Below are 14,382 nucleotides of genomic sequence, written 5' to 3'. Positions count from 1 at the left end.
TTGTGAACGTCCCGGACATTGTGGGAGCTGGCTTGCCAGCGATAAGGCCCTGAAATTCGCTGAGGATTTCAGCCATCCCAACATCCAGAAACAATTGAGCAGCCGTTCAGTTGCCCTCCCAACTGTTCCCGTTACGTTTACGTCACCGTGAGGCTGTGGCCTTTCTCTACGGCAACCTGCCATCACGCTACTCGGCTACACACTTTTCCCTTTGAAAGGCGCGCACCAATAAGGTGCGACCTTTAAGCCTGCGCTCTTTCCTGGATCAGAATCCACGGCGAAACCACCACGGCCCACAACGGCGGATCACGCTCAAAAAGATCCAGCGCCCGCGTTTCAGAGAGCTTGGCGAGTTTGTCAGCGGCCAGCCAGGCAGCCACTTTCTCCCCCTCATCCTGGGCCACGGCCTCGGCGGCAGCGATCAAATCCAGGCCGCGATCGACCCACAATAGGGCACCCTTGGCGAAGAACGGTTCCAGCTCTTTCCAGGTAATAGATGCGGTTTCACCAAGCAGCTTGGCATAGAGGGTGCTAGGTTCTTGATTCATGGGACTGTCCGGAAAAGAAATCGACGGCGAATGATAACGTCGGTGGTCTGGCAGAAAAACCCGGATGCAATTGAGTGACCGAAATGAAAAGCGCAGGAAAGCCAGGGAATGCACCGAATCCGGCTATAAGCCCCTCAACGCCCCCGCCGCAATTCTGTCTTTTACTTTCAATAAAGCGACACCTGCAGGTTTTGTCCCCCGGCGCTGCCTTCCCAGGCTGACAATCGGCGCTCTACACTGTACCGGTACAGTTGCCGAGGGACTTTTCCGGGGAATGTCGCAGATATCTGACCCGGTTCTGCTGCTTTCGGCGCCAGGACTATAAAAACTACAACAGTAAGAGTGGAGCACTATGACTAAGGCTACTAAGCAGATTTCCAAACTGTTTGCCGCTATGGTTCTGGCCGGGGTTGCCAGCCATTCGTTCGCAGCTGACACCATCAAGATCGGCATCGCCGGCCCTAAAACCGGCCCTGTAGCCCAATACGGCGACATGCAGTTCAGTGGCGCCAAAATGGCCATCGAACAGATCAACGCCAAAGGCGGCGTAGACGGCAAGAAACTCGAAGCCGTTGAATACGATGACGCCTGTGATCCGAAACAAGCCGTGGCCGTAGCGAACAAGGTCGTCAACGACGGCGTCAAGTTCGTGGTCGGTCACCTGTGCTCCAGCTCCACTCAACCGGCTTCGGACATCTACGAAGACGAAGGCGTGATCATGATCACCCCGGCTGCCACCAGCCCGGACATCACCGCCCGTGGTTACAAAATGGTGTTCCGCACCATCGGTCTGGACAGCGCCCAAGGCCCTGCCGCCGGTAACTACATCGCCGACTTCGTCAAGCCGAAGATCGTTGCTGTCCTGCACGACAAGCAGCAATACGGTGAAGGCATCGCCACCGCCGTGAAGAAAACCCTGGAAGGCAAAGGCGTCAAGGTTGCCGTGTTCGAAGGCGTCAACGCCGGCGACAAGGACTTCTCCTCGATGATCGCCAAGCTCAAGCAAGCCAACGTCGACTTCGTCTACTACGGCGGCTACCACCCGGAGCTGGGCCTGATCCTGCGTCAATCCCAGGAAAAAGGCCTGAAAGCCAAGTTCATGGGTCCGGAAGGCGTGGGTAACGACTCCATTTCGCAGATCGCCAAGGACGCTTCCGAAGGCTTGCTGGTGACCCTGCCGAAATCCTTCGACCAGGATCCGGCCAACATCGCCCTGGCTGACGCGTTCAAGGCCAAGAAAGAAGATCCAAGCGGTCCGTTCGTGTTCCCGGCCTACTCGGCTGTGGAAGTGATCGCCGAAGGTATCAAGGCTGCCAAGTCCGAAGACTCCGCCAAAGTGGCTGAAGCTATCCACAAAGGCACCTTCAAGACCCCGACCGGCGACCTGAGCTTCGACGAGAAAGGCGACCTGAAAGACTTCAAATTCGTGGTTTACGAGTGGCACTTCGGCAAACCAAAAACTGAAGCCAAGCCTCAGTAAGGCGTTGCCTGACTGACTGCCAACAAAGCCCACGGCGTGCCGTGGGCTTTGTTTTACGAACGTATTTGGGCCGCGCTGGCGTGATCCGCCAGTCTCCCCACCTGAAAATCTCAAAACCGTCATCAGCGGTTCGCTGGCAAACCCCGGATTCGAAGTGGATGCAGATCCACGGGGCCCGGGCGGGAAAATGACTCCACCAGTGAAATGCGTATCAGGTTTTTAGGAGCGCTGTAATGCCTGACATCTATCACTTTTTCCAACAGCTGGTTAATGGCCTGACCATTGGCAGCACGTATGCCCTGATCGCCATCGGCTATACGATGGTTTACGGCATCATTGGAATGATCAACTTCGCCCACGGCGAGGTGTACATGATCGGCTCCTACGTGGCGTTCATCGCCATCGCCGGGCTGGCCATGCTGGGACTCGACAGCGTTCCGCTGTTGATGACCGCCGCTTTCCTGGCAACCATCGTCGTCACCAGTGCCTACGGCTACAGCATCGAACGGATCGCCTACCGCCCCTTGCGCGGCAGCAACCGTCTGATCCCGCTGATCTCCGCCATCGGCATGTCGATCTTCCTGCAGAACACCGTTCTGCTGGCGCAAGACTCCAAGGACAAATCCATCCCCAACCTGATTCCGGGCAACTTTGCCTTCGGGCCAGGTGGCGCACATGAAGTGCTGATTTCCTACATGCAAATCGTGGTGTTCGTGGTGACCCTGGTCGCCATGCTCGGCCTGACCCTGTTCATCTCCCGCTCCCGCCTGGGCCGCGCCTGCCGCGCCTGCGCCGAAGACATCAAGATGGCCAACCTGCTGGGTATCAACACCAACAACATCATCGCCCTGACCTTCGTCATCGGTGCTGCGCTGGCGGCCATCGCGGCCGTGCTGCTGAGCATGCAATACGGCGTGATCAACCCGAACGCCGGTTTCCTGGTCGGCCTCAAGGCCTTCACCGCAGCGGTACTCGGCGGTATCGGCAGCATTCCGGGCGCCATGCTCGGCGGGCTCGTATTGGGTGTGGCGGAAGCCTTTGGTGCCGATATCTTCGGCGACCAGTACAAGGACGTCGTGGCGTTCGGCCTGCTGGTTCTGGTGCTGTTGTTCCGGCCAACCGGCCTGCTGGGCCGTCCGGAGGTTGAGAAGGTATGACTAGGAATCTTAAACAGGCGCTGTTCAGCGCCTTGCTGGTGTGGGCCGTGGCCTACCCGGTACTCGGTCTGAAGCTGACCATCGTCGGCATCAACCTCGAAGTTCATGGCACCAGCGACGCCACCCTGATCACCATCGCGGTGTGCTCGGTGCTGATGTTCCTGCGTGTCTTGTTCGACCAGCAGATCAGCTCGGCCTGGCGTTCTTCGCCCAGCATGCCGCTGATTCCGGCCAAGGCCAGCAACTTCCTGACCCTGCCGACCACACAACGCTGGATCATCATCGCGCTGATCGCCGGTGCGCTGGTCTGGCCGTTCTTCGGCTCTCGCGGTGCGGTGGATATCGCCACCCTGGTGCTGATCTACGTGATGCTGGGCCTGGGCCTGAACATCGTGGTCGGTCTGGCCGGTCTGCTCGACCTCGGTTACGTCGGCTTCTACGCCGTCGGCGCCTACAGCTACGCGCTGCTGTCGCACTACTACGGCCTGAGCTTCTGGATCTGCCTGCCGATCGCCGGCCTGATGGCGGCCACCTTCGGCTTCCTGCTGGGTTTCCCGGTGCTGCGTCTGCGCGGTGACTACCTGGCGATCGTGACCCTGGGCTTCGGTGAGATCATCCGTCTGTTCCTGCGTAACCTGACCGGCCTCACTGGCGGTCCGAACGGCATCAGCAACATCGAGAAGCCAACGTTCTTCGGCCTGACCTTCGAACGCAAGGCCGCGGAAGGCCTGCAAACCTTCCATGAGTATTTCGGCCTGGAATACAACTCGATCAACAAGGTGATCTTCCTGTACCTGGTTGCGCTGTTGCTTGCGTTGGGTGCGCTGTTCGTCATCAACCGTTTGCTGCGCATGCCGTTGGGCCGTGCCTGGGAAGCGCTGCGTGAGGACGAAATCGCCTGCCGCGCGCTGGGCCTGAACCCGACCATCATCAAGCTGTCGGCCTTCACCCTGGGCGCGAGCTTCGCCGGTTTCGCCGGTAGTTTCTTCGCTGCCCGCCAAGGCCTGGTGACGCCGGAGTCCTTCACCTTCATCGAGTCGGCGATCATCCTCGCCATCGTGGTGCTGGGTGGCATGGGCTCGCAGCTGGGCGTGATCCTCGCTGCCGTGGTGATGATCCTGCTGCCGGAAATGATGCGTGAGTTCAGTGAGTACCGCATGTTGATGTTCGGTGCCTTGATGGTACTGATGATGATCTGGCGCCCTCAGGGTCTGCTGCCCATGCAACGTCCTCACATGGAGCTGCGCAAATGAGCCGCGAGATCCTTAAAGTAGAAAACCTGAGCATGCGCTTCGGCGGTTTGCTGGCGGTCAACGGCGTTGCCTTGAGCGTGAAAGAGAAACAAGTGGTTGCACTGATCGGCCCCAACGGCGCCGGCAAGACCACCGTGTTCAACTGCCTGACCGGCTTCTACAAGCCGAGCGGCGGCAGCATCCTGCTGGACGGCGAGCCGATCGAAGGCCTGCCCGGCCACAAGATCGCCCTCAAGGGCGTGGTGCGTACCTTCCAGAACGTACGGTTGTTCAAGGACATGACCGCGGTCGAGAACCTCTTGATCGCCCAGCACCGTCACCTGAACACCAACTTCCTGTCCGGCCTGTTCAAGACCCCGTCGTTCCGCAAAAGCGAGCGCGAGGCCATGGACTTCGCCGAGTTCTGGCTGGAAAAGGTCAACCTGAAAGAGTTCGCCAACCGCCCGGCCGGCACCCTGGCCTACGGTCAGCAACGTCGCCTGGAAATCGCCCGCTGCATGATGACCCGCCCGCGGATCCTCATGCTCGACGAACCGGCCGCAGGCCTGAACCCGAAGGAAACCGAGGACCTCAAGGCGCTGATCAGCATGCTGCGTGAAGAGCACAACGTCACCGTTCTGCTGATCGAACACGACATGAAGCTGGTCATGAGCATTTCCGACCACATCGTCGTGATCAACCAGGGCACGCCCCTGGCCGACGGCACGCCGGATCAGATCCGCGACAATCCTGAAGTGATCAAAGCCTACCTGGGGGAAGCGTAAATGCTGCAGTTCGAAAACGTTTCCACCTTCTATGGCAAGATCCAGGCCCTGCACAGCGTCAACGTCGAAGTCCGCCAGGGCGAGATCGTGACCCTGATCGGCGCCAACGGTGCCGGCAAGTCCACGCTGCTGATGACGCTTTGCGGTTCGCCGCGCGCCCACAGCGGCAGCATCCGCTACATGGGTGAGGAACTGGTCGGCCAGGACTCTTCGCAGATCATGCGCAAGAGCATTGCCGTGGTGCCGGAAGGTCGTCGGGTGTTTTCCCGCCTGACCGTGGAAGAAAACCTGTCCATGGGCGGATTCTTCACGGTCAAGGGTGACTATCAGGAACAGATGGACAAGGTCCTCGGACTTTTCCCACGCCTGAAAGAACGCTTCAGCCAGCGTGGCGGCACCATGTCCGGTGGCGAACAGCAAATGCTCGCCATCGGCCGTGCGCTGATGAGCAAGCCCAAGCTGTTGCTGCTCGACGAGCCCTCCCTGGGCCTGGCACCGATCATCATCCAGCAGATCTTCGACATCATCGAACAACTGCGCAAGGACGGTGTAACGGTGTTCCTGGTTGAGCAGAACGCCAACCAGGCACTGAAAATCGCCGACCGCGCCTACGTTCTGGAGAACGGCCGGGTGGTGATGCAAGGCACCGGTGAAGCCCTGCTGACCGACCCGAAAGTGCGCGAAGCGTACCTCGGCGGCTAAGCCATCGCGGTAAACAAAAAAACGGCCTTCGCGGGCCGTTTTTTTATGCCCGCAATGAGACCCCTTGTAGGAGCGAGCTTGCTCGCGAAGAACGTAGAGACACCGCGTTCATCCAGCCTGCCCCCGTCATCGTTAACGTCCATCGCGAGCAAGCTCGCTCCTACAAGGGGCTCGTTACAACCGATCCAGCGCTTCCCCACTGCGCTTGAACCACCCCATCAAATAATCCGCCAGCACCTGCGTGCGCTTGGGCAATCCGCCCTGATACGGGTGCACCAGGTACATCGGCATGGTCCGGGTCTGATAATCGCGCAGGAGCCATCGCAAACGCCCGTCAGCCAATTCCGCCGACAAGCAATAGGACGGCAATCGTGCGATACCCGCGCCGGCCAGCGCGGCTTTCTTCAGCAGGTTGTAGTGATTACTGGCAAACGGCCCCGACACCCGCACACGCAACAACTCGTGCTGCTGGTGATACAGCCACTCTTCGCGGCCGCTGTAGTGGCTGTTGAGCAGGCAGCGATGCTCGGCCAGCGCCTGGGGCGTTTGCGGTTCACCGTATTGCTCCAGGTAAGCCGGGCTGGCACAGGTCAGCTCTTGCCACGCCAGCAGCGGGCGCGCCACCAGTCGCTGGTCAACGGCCACCTCCGAGCGAATCGCCAGGTCGAAGCCGTCGCGGGACAGTTCGCGGTAGCTGTTGTTGAGCTCCAGCTCGATCTGTACCTGGGGATACTTGGCGGAGAACTCCAGCAACAGGCCATCGAAGAAAGTTTCGCCGAGCGAAACCGGCACCGTCATCCGCACCGGGCCGACCATGTCGTCCTTCAATCTCGCCAGCGCCTGACGCGCCCTCTCGACTTGCACCACCAGCGCCTGGGCCTGCGGCAACAACGCAGCACCGGCGGCGGTCAGGCTCAAGCGGCGGGTGGTGCGCTGCAGCAGCACCACTGAAAACTGCGCTTCCAACTGGCTGATGCGCTTGGACAGCTGGCCTTTGCTGCAACCGAGCTGCTGTGCCGCCAGGGTGAAACTTCCCGCTTCGATCAATACGGCGAACGCGGCAAGGTCATCCATTTCGCTCATTGATTGTTTCCATTTGAAAACCAAAGGTTGCCTATTAGTGCGCTTATCTACAGAAAAAACCACCCTAGACTGATACCTCGTTCAACCCACCACGAGATCAGCCTCCATGAAAATTCTTTTGATCGGCGCAAACGGCACCATCGGTTCGGCCGTCGACAAAGAGCTGTCGCCACGCCACGAAATCATCCGCATCGGTCGCACCAGCGGCGACTTCCACGTGGACATCAGTGACAGCGCCTCGATTCGCAAACTGTTCGAGCAGACCGGCAAATTCGATGCGCTGGTGTGCGCCGCGGGCAACGTGACCTTCGCCCCGCTCAACGAGATGACCGAAGAGAGTTTTGCCCTGGGCCTGAAAGACAAACTCATGGGCCAGGTCAACCTGCTGTTGATCGGCCGCGAGTTCGCCAACGACGGCGCTTCGTTCACCTTCACCACTGGCGTACTCAGCCACGATCCGATCTACAGCGGCGCCTCGGCAGCGTTGGTCAACGGTGCACTGGACAGCTTTGTCCGCGCCGCCGCCATCGAACTGCCGCGCGGCCTGCGGGTAAACTCGATCAGCCCGAACGTCCTGGTCGAAGCCATGGGCAAATACGCACCGTACTTCCGTGGTTTCAAACCGGTTCCTGCGGCGGATGTGGCGTTGGCCTACGCCAAGAGTGTGGAAGGCCTGCAAACGGGTCAGACCTTTCACATCTGAAGATGAAAAAACGCAGCCTGCGTCAGCGCCAATACAAAGCGCAGACGATAACGGGTTGTGATGAACGGTCAGGCTGAGTAACGTGGCGGCACTTGTCAGGAGACCCCAAGATGCGTGTTGCCCGTTCCCTAGTCCTCGTTGCCTTGCTTCCGCTGTTCGCCGCTTGCCAGTTGTTCGACGGTGAACGGCAGAGCGCCTCCCACGTCGGCCAGACACGCATGCAAGGCCAGTTGACCGCGGCGGACGGCAAACTGCTGTTCCAGCCGTGCAACCAGCCTGCCCGCTACGTGGTCAACGACACGGGCGGCACCAGCGTCCTGCAGCAGGCTGCGAGCCTGGCGGACAAGCAGGGCAAGCTGTTTGCCGACGTGCGCGGACGGGTTGTGGCCGGCAGCGGTGGTGACGGCCAGCTCGATCTGGAGCAGCTGTACCGCGTCGAGCGCTCGGGCAGCGCGTGCGATGATCCGAACTTCAAGCTGCTGATTTTGCGCGCCGCCGGCCACTCCCCGGAATGGAACGTGAAAGTCAGCGGCAAAGGCATGGTCATCGAGCGCGCCGGCCAGCCTGCCCTCGCCGTGCCGTACGTCGAGGAACAACTGGGCGACGGCCGTTTCAACCTCAGCACCGAAGCCAACAACCAGCACATCGAACTGTGGGTTGCACCGCAACGCTGCGTCGACAGCAGCACCGGCAGCATCCAGCACATGAGTGCCGAGCTGCGGGTTGACGGACAGGTCCAGCGTGGATGCGGGTATTTCGGCGGCTCGCGCGACGACTGATCGTTTAAGCCTCACAGGCCTTCGCCTTTGGGGCTTATAATCGCGGGCTTCAAACGCCCTGGCGCAGTTGTGCGCCCCGCGAACCGGATCCCGCCATGTTACGAATCACCGAACTCAAGTTGCCGATCGACCATCCCGATGAAGACCTGCGCCCTGCCATCGTGCAGCGCTTAGGGCTAGCCAGCGATGACCTGCTCGATTTCACCTTGTTCAAGCGCAGCTACGATGCGCGTAAAAAGTCCTCCGAACTGTGTTTCATCTACACCATCGACCTCGAAGTTCGCGACGAGGCGGCGGTGCTGCACAAGTTCGCCGATGACCGTAACGTCAACGTGGCGCCGGATGTCAGCTACAAAATGGTCGGCCAGGCACCGACCGACCTGAGCGCGCGGCCGATTGTCGTCGGGTTCGGTCCGTGCGGGATCTTTGCCGGGCTGCTGCTGGCGCAAATGGGCTTCAAGCCGATCATCCTCGAGCGCGGTACCGAAGTACGCCAGCGCACCAAGGACACCTGGGGCCTGTGGCGTAAAAGCGTGCTCAACCCCGAGTCCAACGTACAGTTCGGCGAAGGCGGCGCCGGGACATTCTCCGACGGCAAGCTCTACAGCCAGATCAAGGACCCGAAGTTCATCGGTCGCAAGGTCCTGCACGAGTTCGTAAAGGCCGGTGCGCCGGAAGAAATCCTCTACGTCAGCAAACCGCACATCGGTACGTTCCGTCTGACCGGTGTGGTGGAAAACATGCGTGAGCAGATTCGCGCCCTCGGCGGTGAAGTGCGCTTCCAGCAGCGTGTCACCGACGTGTTGATCGAGGACGGCCAACTGGTCGGCGTCGAACTCAATGGCGGCGAGCAGATTCACTCGAAACACGTGGTCCTGGCCCTCGGCCACAGCGCCCGCGACACCTTCCGCATGCTCCACGGCCGTGGCGTGTTCATGGAAGCCAAGCCGTTCTCGGTAGGTTTCCGCATCGAACACCCGCAGTCGCTGATCGACCGCGCGCGCCTGGGCAAGTACGCCGGCCACCCGAAACTGGGCGCCGCCGACTACAAACTGGTGCACCACGCCAAGAACGGCCGTTCGGTCTACAGCTTCTGCATGTGCCCGGGCGGTACGGTGGTCGCGGCGACGTCCGAGCCGAACCGTGTCGTGACCAACGGCATGAGCCAGTATTCGCGTAACGAGCGCAACGCCAACTCCGGGATCGTCGTCGGCATCACCCCGGAAGTCGATTATCCGGGCGGCCCGCTGGCCGGTATCGAGCTGCAGGAACGCCTGGAATCCCACGCATTCGTACTCGGTGGCAGCAACTACGAAGCCCCGGCGCAACTGGTCGGCGACTTTATCGCAGGCAAACCGTCCACCGAACTGGGCAGCGTCGAGCCGTCCTACAAGCCGGGCGTTGCCCTGGGCGATCTGGCGCTGGCACTGCCGGCGTTCGCCATCGAAGCGATTCGCGAAGCCTTGCCGGCGTTCGAAAAGCAGATTCGTGGTTATTCGCTGCACGATGCGGTGTTGACCGGGATCGAAACCCGCACTTCCTCGCCACTGCGCATTACCCGTAACGAGTCGATGCAGAGCCTGAACGTGAAAGGCTTGTTCCCGGCCGGCGAAGGTGCCGGTTATGCAGGCGGGATTCTGTCGGCGGGTGTTGACGGGATTCGCATTGCAGAGGCTGTGGCTCGGGATATCCTTGGCCTGGAAGCCTGATACGCGATCCCGGAAACAATGCAAAACCCTGTGGGAGCGAGCTTGCTCCCACATTGGTATTCAGCGCCTTAGATATTGGCGCGCAGCACGCTCGCCGGCAGCGCCTCACCGCGCTCCACCGTCGCCGCTACCGCAGCCATCAAGTCACCCAAGTCATACCCCTGAGCCTTGAGCCAGTCCTGATCGTAATAGGTCGTGGCATAACGCTCGCCGCTGTCACACAGAATCGCCACCATCGACCCCGTCTCCCCCGCCGCTTTCATGTGCAGGGCGGCCATCAGTGCGCCGATCAGGTTGGTCCCGCTCGACCCGCCTACATGGCGTCCCAGATGCTCCGCCAGGTAGTGCATGGCCGCCAGCGACAAGGCATCGGGCACCTTGACCATCGCGTCGATCACCTTGGGCAGAAACGACGCTTCCACACGCGGCCGGCCGATGCCTTCAATGCGCGAGCCATGATCCAGGCGCAGGCTGGCATCGCCGGTCTGGTAATAATCAAAGAACACCGATCGCTCGGCATCGGCACATAGCACACGGGTGCAATGCTGGCGATACCGCACGTATCGGCCCAGGGTGGCCGTGGTGCCACCGGTACCGGGGCTGGAAATCAGCCAGCTCGGTTCGGGATGCCGCTCGAACCGCATCTGCTGGAAAATCGACTCGGCGATGTTGTTGTTCGCCCGCCAGTCGGTGGCGCGCTCGGCGTAGGTGAACTGATCAATGAAGTGCCCGTCGTGTTCGCGAGCCAGGCGCTCGGACTCGGCGTAGATCTGGGTCGGGTCGTCCACCAGATGACTTTGGCCACCGTAGAAGGCGATCTGCGCGATCTTCTCCTTTGAGGTAGTCGCCGGCATCACCGCAATGAACGGCAAGCCCAGCATGCGCGCGAAGTACGCCTCGGAAATCGCCGTGGAACCACTGGAAGCTTCAATGACCGGCGCGCCAGGCTTGAGCCAGCCGTTGCACAGTGCATACAGAAACAGCGAACGGGCCAGGCGGTGCTTGAGGCTGCCCGTGGGGTGGCTGGACTCATCCTTGAAATACAACTCGATGCCCGGAAAACCCGGTAGCGGCAAGGGGATCAGATGGGTATCGGCGCTGCGCTGGAAATCGGCTTCGATGATCCGGATCGCTTCGCGGGACCACTGTCGGTTGTCGCTCATGATGGTTTTCTCGTTGAATCGGGCAGGAGTCGGCCTTTTATCAAGGCTCATCCACCAAGCTTAGGAAATATCCTGCATCCGGCACAGGTACAGCTGAGATCCAATACACCCGACAACTGCTAGGCTCAGCCCGATGCTGGCGGATCACTCTGTAACGGCATATAACAAAAAAGAATATAACTTTTGTTTTAACAACTAACAGTACTTGTTAGGGTGTAACACCTTTTGAATTCACAGATGGAGAGCGACCTTGCCTCTGCGTAGCACTTTCACGCGTTTCTTTCAGTTGGAAGCTGCCAGCGGTCTGTTACTGATCGCCGCTGCCGTTCTGGCTCTGATTATCAATAACTCGCCGCTGTCGTGGCTGTACAACGGCCTGCTGGACACCCCCGTGGTGGCCCAGATCGGCGCGCTGAAAATCGCCAAGCCCTTGCTGCTGTGGATCAACGACGGCCTGATGGCGCTGTTCTTCCTGCTGATCGGCCTGGAAGTGAAGCGCGAAGTCCTCGACGGCCAGTTGTCCAAGCCGTCGCAGATCGTCCTGCCCGGCGCCGCGGCGATTGGCGGCATGGTGGTGCCGGCGCTGATCTACTGGTACCTCAATCGCGACACGCCCCCGGCCCTCGATGGCTGGGCGATCCCGACTGCCACCGACATTGCCTTCGCCCTTGGCGTGCTGGCGTTGCTGGGCAAACGCGTTCCGGTTTCGCTGAAGCTGTTCCTGATGACCCTGGCGATCATCGACGACCTTGGCGCGATCATCATCATTGCGATCTTCTATTCCGGCGCGTTGTCGACGTTGTCCCTGGCGCTGGCCGCGGCCTGTATCGCGGCGTTGATCGGGATGAACCGGCTCGGCGTGGTCAAACTCGGACCGTACATGATCATTGGCCTGATCCTCTGGGTCTGCGTGCTCAAGAGCGGTGTCCATGCCACGCTGGCCGGCGTGACCCTGGCTTTCTGCATTCCGCTGCGCACGAAAAACGCCGAGCCTTCGCCGCTGCTGACCCTGGAACACGCGCTGCACCCCTGGGTCGCCTACGGCATCCTGCCGTTGTTCGCCTTCGCCAACGCCGGCCTTTCCCTGAGCGGCGTCACTGTCGAAAGCTTCACTCACCACGTCCCTATGGGCATCGCCGCCGGACTGCTGCTGGGCAAGACCGTCGGTGTCTTCGGCCTGACCTGGCTGGCCGTAAAAACCGGTATCGCCGCCCTGCCCCAAGGCGCCAATTGGGGCCAGATACTGGGCGTGGCGATTCTCTGCGGCATCGGTTTCACCATGAGCCTGTTTGTCGGCTCCCTGGCCTTTGAGCCGGGCGTGAGTGAATTTGCCGGAATGGACCGAATGGGGATCCTGACCGGTTCGATCCTGGCCGCACTGATCGGTTATGGGGTGACGGCGATGGCGAGCCGCAAGCGCTCCAGCCTGGCATCCTGATAACCGGCAACACTCACCACAGTTGAAAAACAAAAAACCCGATCAGTCACCTGATCAGGTTTTTTGTTTATCCGCAGTATGCGCTTAGTGCGATACGCGGCTGGTGCCACCCACGCTGGAGATGCGCACACGTTCGCCAACGCGGAACACTTCGTTCGGCTGAACTTCCTGAACGTAGGCACGCATGCTGCCGTCGTCTTCGCGTACGGTGATTTCCACGCCCTGGGTGCGGGTCATGCCTTCTTCAGCGGCCGAACCGATCAGGCCGCCGGCGACTGCGCCGATGACCGCAGCAACAATACTGCCTTTGCCGCCACCGATGGCGCTGCCGCCAACACCACCCACCACTGCGCCTGCCGCGCCGCCGATCGGGGTTTTGGTGCCTTCGATTTTCACCGGGCGCAATGCTTCGATGGTGCCCATGCGAATGGTCTGCACCCGACGCGCCTCGTCACGAGAATAGGAGTCACCGGTCAGGCTCGATTGGCAACCAGTGAGCAACATCGCCATCGTGGAAAAAGAAGCAACCAGCAGAACAGACTTACGCATAGCATCAACTCCAAAGAAACATTTTTTCATTAAACCCCGCAGCTTGACGCCTGTCACGGCAACGCCCGGGTAAAATTGCTTTGATTCAGGCTCCGTTAAGGCGCCTCCACGAACTCACACAGTAGCGGCAAAATCGGAAAACCGCCCACTGGCCAAGGATTTTCATGGATTACTTTATCATCGTCGTCACGACTGTTGCCGGTTTGTACTTCCATTGGTGGCTGTACGTGCGGATCAAGCGCTGGATGGACCGTGACCTGGCACTGGCGCTGGCCGGCAAGGACGAGCAGAAAAAAGCCTTCATGCTTGCGCAGTTGGCGAGCGCTCAGGCGCAGAAGATCAAGCGTCGGGACCTGCCGAAGTGGCTGGAGGCCGCTGCGGCAAGCTATCCCGGTCGGTAGACTGTTCAGGGAGCCAGGCGTTCAAGAATCCAGTCGGCGCCCTGCTGACGGTAATTGAGGCGGTCGTGCAGGCGGCTTGCGCGGCCCTGCCAGAACTCGATGCGCTCCGGCAGCAGGCGATAACCGCCCCAATGTTCCGGGCAATGCGGCTGGGTGTCGCTGAAACGTTGCTCGGTGTCCTTGAGCAGCGTTTCGAGTTCGCCACGATCGGCGATCACGCGGCTCTGCGGCGATGCCCAGGCCCCCAGGCGACTGCCCAGCGGACGGACCTGGTAATAGGCGTCGGACTCTTCGGGCGTCACCTTCACCACCCGCCCTTCGATGCGCACCTGGCGCTCCAGCGCCGGCCAGAAAAACGTCATGGCTGCGAACGGATTCGCGGCCAGGTGCTGGCCCTTGGCGCTTTCGTAGTTGGTGAAAAAAGTGAAGCCCTGCTCGTCCAGGCCCTTGAGCAACAGAATGCGACAGTGCGGTCGACCGTCCTGGTCAACGGTGGCCAGGGTCATGGCGTTGGCTTCCACCGGCGCCTGTTCGGTTTTAACCGCATCGGCGAACCACTGGTGAAACAGCGCGAACGGCTCGGCCGGGGCTTGTGCCTCGGTCAGGCCATCACGGGTGTAGTCGCGACGCATATCAGCCAGGCCCTGGGTCAT

The 14,382-nt window shown here is 60.5% G+C and carries 15 protein-coding genes; 10 read left to right on the top strand and 5 right to left on the bottom strand.

Features of this window, described 5'->3' with window-relative positions; translation table 11 throughout:
* Window positions 1-242: 242 nt before the first annotated feature.
* On the bottom strand, window positions 243-548 hold the full coding sequence (locus tag EI969_RS18445; protein WP_160389057.1) for a DUF2288 domain-containing protein: 306 nt from the start codon (window positions 546-548) through the stop codon (window positions 243-245).
* 352 nt (window positions 549-900) lie between these two features.
* Here EI969_RS18445 and EI969_RS18440 point away from each other — a divergent pair, with 352 nt between their 5' ends.
* From EI969_RS18440 to EI969_RS18420, 5 genes are all read left to right on the top strand, one after another.
* Window positions 901-2,028, top strand: coding sequence for a branched-chain amino acid ABC transporter substrate-binding protein (locus EI969_RS18440; protein ID WP_160389056.1), 1,128 nt, complete (start codon window positions 901-903; stop codon window positions 2,026-2,028).
* A 233-nt stretch (window positions 2,029-2,261) separates the two neighbouring features.
* Window positions 2,262-3,185, top strand: coding sequence for a high-affinity branched-chain amino acid ABC transporter permease LivH (gene livH, locus EI969_RS18435; protein WP_007947264.1), 924 nt, complete (start codon window positions 2,262-2,264; stop codon window positions 3,183-3,185).
* Complete coding sequence (locus tag EI969_RS18430; protein ID WP_160389055.1) at window positions 3,182-4,438, top strand: high-affinity branched-chain amino acid ABC transporter permease LivM; 1,257 nt, start codon at window positions 3,182-3,184, stop codon at window positions 4,436-4,438. Before livH ends, EI969_RS18430 begins: the two co-directional genes overlap by 4 nt.
* The gene (gene livG / locus EI969_RS18425; protein WP_160389054.1) at window positions 4,435-5,202 is read left to right on the top strand and encodes a high-affinity branched-chain amino acid ABC transporter ATP-binding protein LivG; all 768 of its coding nucleotides are present in this window, start codon (window positions 4,435-4,437) and stop codon (window positions 5,200-5,202) included. Before EI969_RS18430 ends, livG begins: the two co-directional genes overlap by 4 nt.
* On the top strand, window positions 5,203-5,904 hold the full coding sequence (locus EI969_RS18420; RefSeq protein WP_160389053.1) for an ABC transporter ATP-binding protein: 702 nt from the start codon (window positions 5,203-5,205) through the stop codon (window positions 5,902-5,904). It abuts the gene before it with no gap.
* Window positions 5,905-6,078: 174 nt separating this feature from the next.
* Here EI969_RS18420 and EI969_RS18415 read toward each other — a convergent pair whose 3' ends face one another.
* Complete coding sequence (locus EI969_RS18415; protein WP_160389052.1) at window positions 6,079-6,987, bottom strand: LysR family transcriptional regulator; 909 nt, start codon at window positions 6,985-6,987, stop codon at window positions 6,079-6,081.
* A gap of 106 nt (window positions 6,988-7,093) precedes the next feature.
* Here EI969_RS18415 and EI969_RS18410 point away from each other — a divergent pair, with 106 nt between their 5' ends.
* The 3 genes from EI969_RS18410 to EI969_RS18400 all read left to right on the top strand — a co-directional run bounded on the left by EI969_RS18410 (window position 7,094) and on the right by EI969_RS18400 (window position 10,178).
* Window positions 7,094-7,690 (top strand): short chain dehydrogenase, encoded by a 597-nt coding sequence (locus tag EI969_RS18410; RefSeq protein WP_160389051.1) that lies wholly within the window; start codon window positions 7,094-7,096, stop codon window positions 7,688-7,690.
* 110 nt (window positions 7,691-7,800) lie between these two features.
* Window positions 7,801-8,469, top strand: coding sequence for a COG3650 family protein (locus tag EI969_RS18405; protein WP_160389050.1), 669 nt, complete (start codon window positions 7,801-7,803; stop codon window positions 8,467-8,469).
* 95 nt (window positions 8,470-8,564) lie between these two features.
* On the top strand, window positions 8,565-10,178 hold the full coding sequence (locus EI969_RS18400) for an NAD(P)/FAD-dependent oxidoreductase (RefSeq protein WP_160389049.1): 1,614 nt from the start codon (window positions 8,565-8,567) through the stop codon (window positions 10,176-10,178).
* Between the two features lie 68 nt (window positions 10,179-10,246).
* Here EI969_RS18400 and EI969_RS18395 read toward each other — a convergent pair whose 3' ends face one another.
* The gene (locus tag EI969_RS18395) at window positions 10,247-11,344 is read right to left on the bottom strand and encodes a PLP-dependent cysteine synthase family protein (protein ID WP_371925999.1); all 1,098 of its coding nucleotides are present in this window, start codon (window positions 11,342-11,344) and stop codon (window positions 10,247-10,249) included.
* Window positions 11,345-11,591: 247 nt separating this feature from the next.
* On the opposite strand from EI969_RS18395, the gene nhaA reads away from it, so the two are divergent.
* On the top strand, window positions 11,592-12,779 hold the full coding sequence (nhaA, locus tag EI969_RS18390) for a Na+/H+ antiporter NhaA (RefSeq protein WP_160389047.1): 1,188 nt from the start codon (window positions 11,592-11,594) through the stop codon (window positions 12,777-12,779).
* Window positions 12,780-12,863: 84 nt separating this feature from the next.
* On the opposite strand, the gene EI969_RS18385 is transcribed toward nhaA, so the two are convergent.
* Window positions 12,864-13,328 (bottom strand): glycine zipper 2TM domain-containing protein, encoded by a 465-nt coding sequence (locus tag EI969_RS18385; protein ID WP_150718610.1) that lies wholly within the window; start codon window positions 13,326-13,328, stop codon window positions 12,864-12,866.
* A 164-nt stretch (window positions 13,329-13,492) separates the two neighbouring features.
* Here EI969_RS18385 and EI969_RS18380 point away from each other — a divergent pair, with 164 nt between their 5' ends.
* Entirely contained in the window at window positions 13,493-13,729 is a 237-nt protein-coding gene (locus EI969_RS18380; protein WP_160389046.1) for a hypothetical protein, read from the top strand.
* Between the two features lie 5 nt (window positions 13,730-13,734).
* Here the strand turns inward: EI969_RS18380 and pdxH are convergent, their stop codons facing one another.
* Window positions 13,735-14,382, bottom strand: a complete 648-nt coding sequence (gene pdxH / locus EI969_RS18375) for a pyridoxamine 5'-phosphate oxidase (protein WP_160389045.1) — start codon at window positions 14,380-14,382, stop codon at window positions 13,735-13,737.

Source organism: Pseudomonas sp. PB101, from assembly GCF_009764265.1.
In the GTDB taxonomy this organism is placed as follows: Bacteria; Pseudomonadota; Gammaproteobacteria; order Pseudomonadales; family Pseudomonadaceae; genus Aquipseudomonas.
Note: the sequence above shows the minus strand (reverse complement) of the source record. Positions and strands in the feature narration are given on the sequence as shown.

Coding starts and splice junctions, on each gene's coding strand:
- EI969_RS18445 (WP_160389057.1), bottom strand. CDS start 548: ATGAATCAAGAACCTAGCACCCTCTATGCCAAGCTGCTTGGTGAAACC.
- EI969_RS18440 (WP_160389056.1), top strand. CDS start 901: ATGACTAAGGCTACTAAGCAGATTTCCAAACTGTTTGCCGCTATGGTT.
- livH (WP_007947264.1), top strand. CDS start 2,262: ATGCCTGACATCTATCACTTTTTCCAACAGCTGGTTAATGGCCTGACC.
- EI969_RS18430 (WP_160389055.1), top strand. CDS start 3,182: ATGACTAGGAATCTTAAACAGGCGCTGTTCAGCGCCTTGCTGGTGTGG.
- livG (WP_160389054.1), top strand. CDS start 4,435: ATGAGCCGCGAGATCCTTAAAGTAGAAAACCTGAGCATGCGCTTCGGC.
- EI969_RS18420 (WP_160389053.1), top strand. CDS start 5,203: ATGCTGCAGTTCGAAAACGTTTCCACCTTCTATGGCAAGATCCAGGCC.
- EI969_RS18415 (WP_160389052.1), bottom strand. CDS start 6,987: ATGAGCGAAATGGATGACCTTGCCGCGTTCGCCGTATTGATCGAAGCG.
- EI969_RS18410 (WP_160389051.1), top strand. CDS start 7,094: ATGAAAATTCTTTTGATCGGCGCAAACGGCACCATCGGTTCGGCCGTC.
- EI969_RS18405 (WP_160389050.1), top strand. CDS start 7,801: ATGCGTGTTGCCCGTTCCCTAGTCCTCGTTGCCTTGCTTCCGCTGTTC.
- EI969_RS18400 (WP_160389049.1), top strand. CDS start 8,565: ATGTTACGAATCACCGAACTCAAGTTGCCGATCGACCATCCCGATGAA.
- EI969_RS18385 (WP_150718610.1), bottom strand. CDS start 13,328: ATGCGTAAGTCTGTTCTGCTGGTTGCTTCTTTTTCCACGATGGCGATG.
- EI969_RS18380 (WP_160389046.1), top strand. CDS start 13,493: ATGGATTACTTTATCATCGTCGTCACGACTGTTGCCGGTTTGTACTTC.
- pdxH (WP_160389045.1), bottom strand. CDS start 14,382: ATGACCCAGGGCCTGGCTGATATGCGTCGCGACTACACCCGTGATGGC.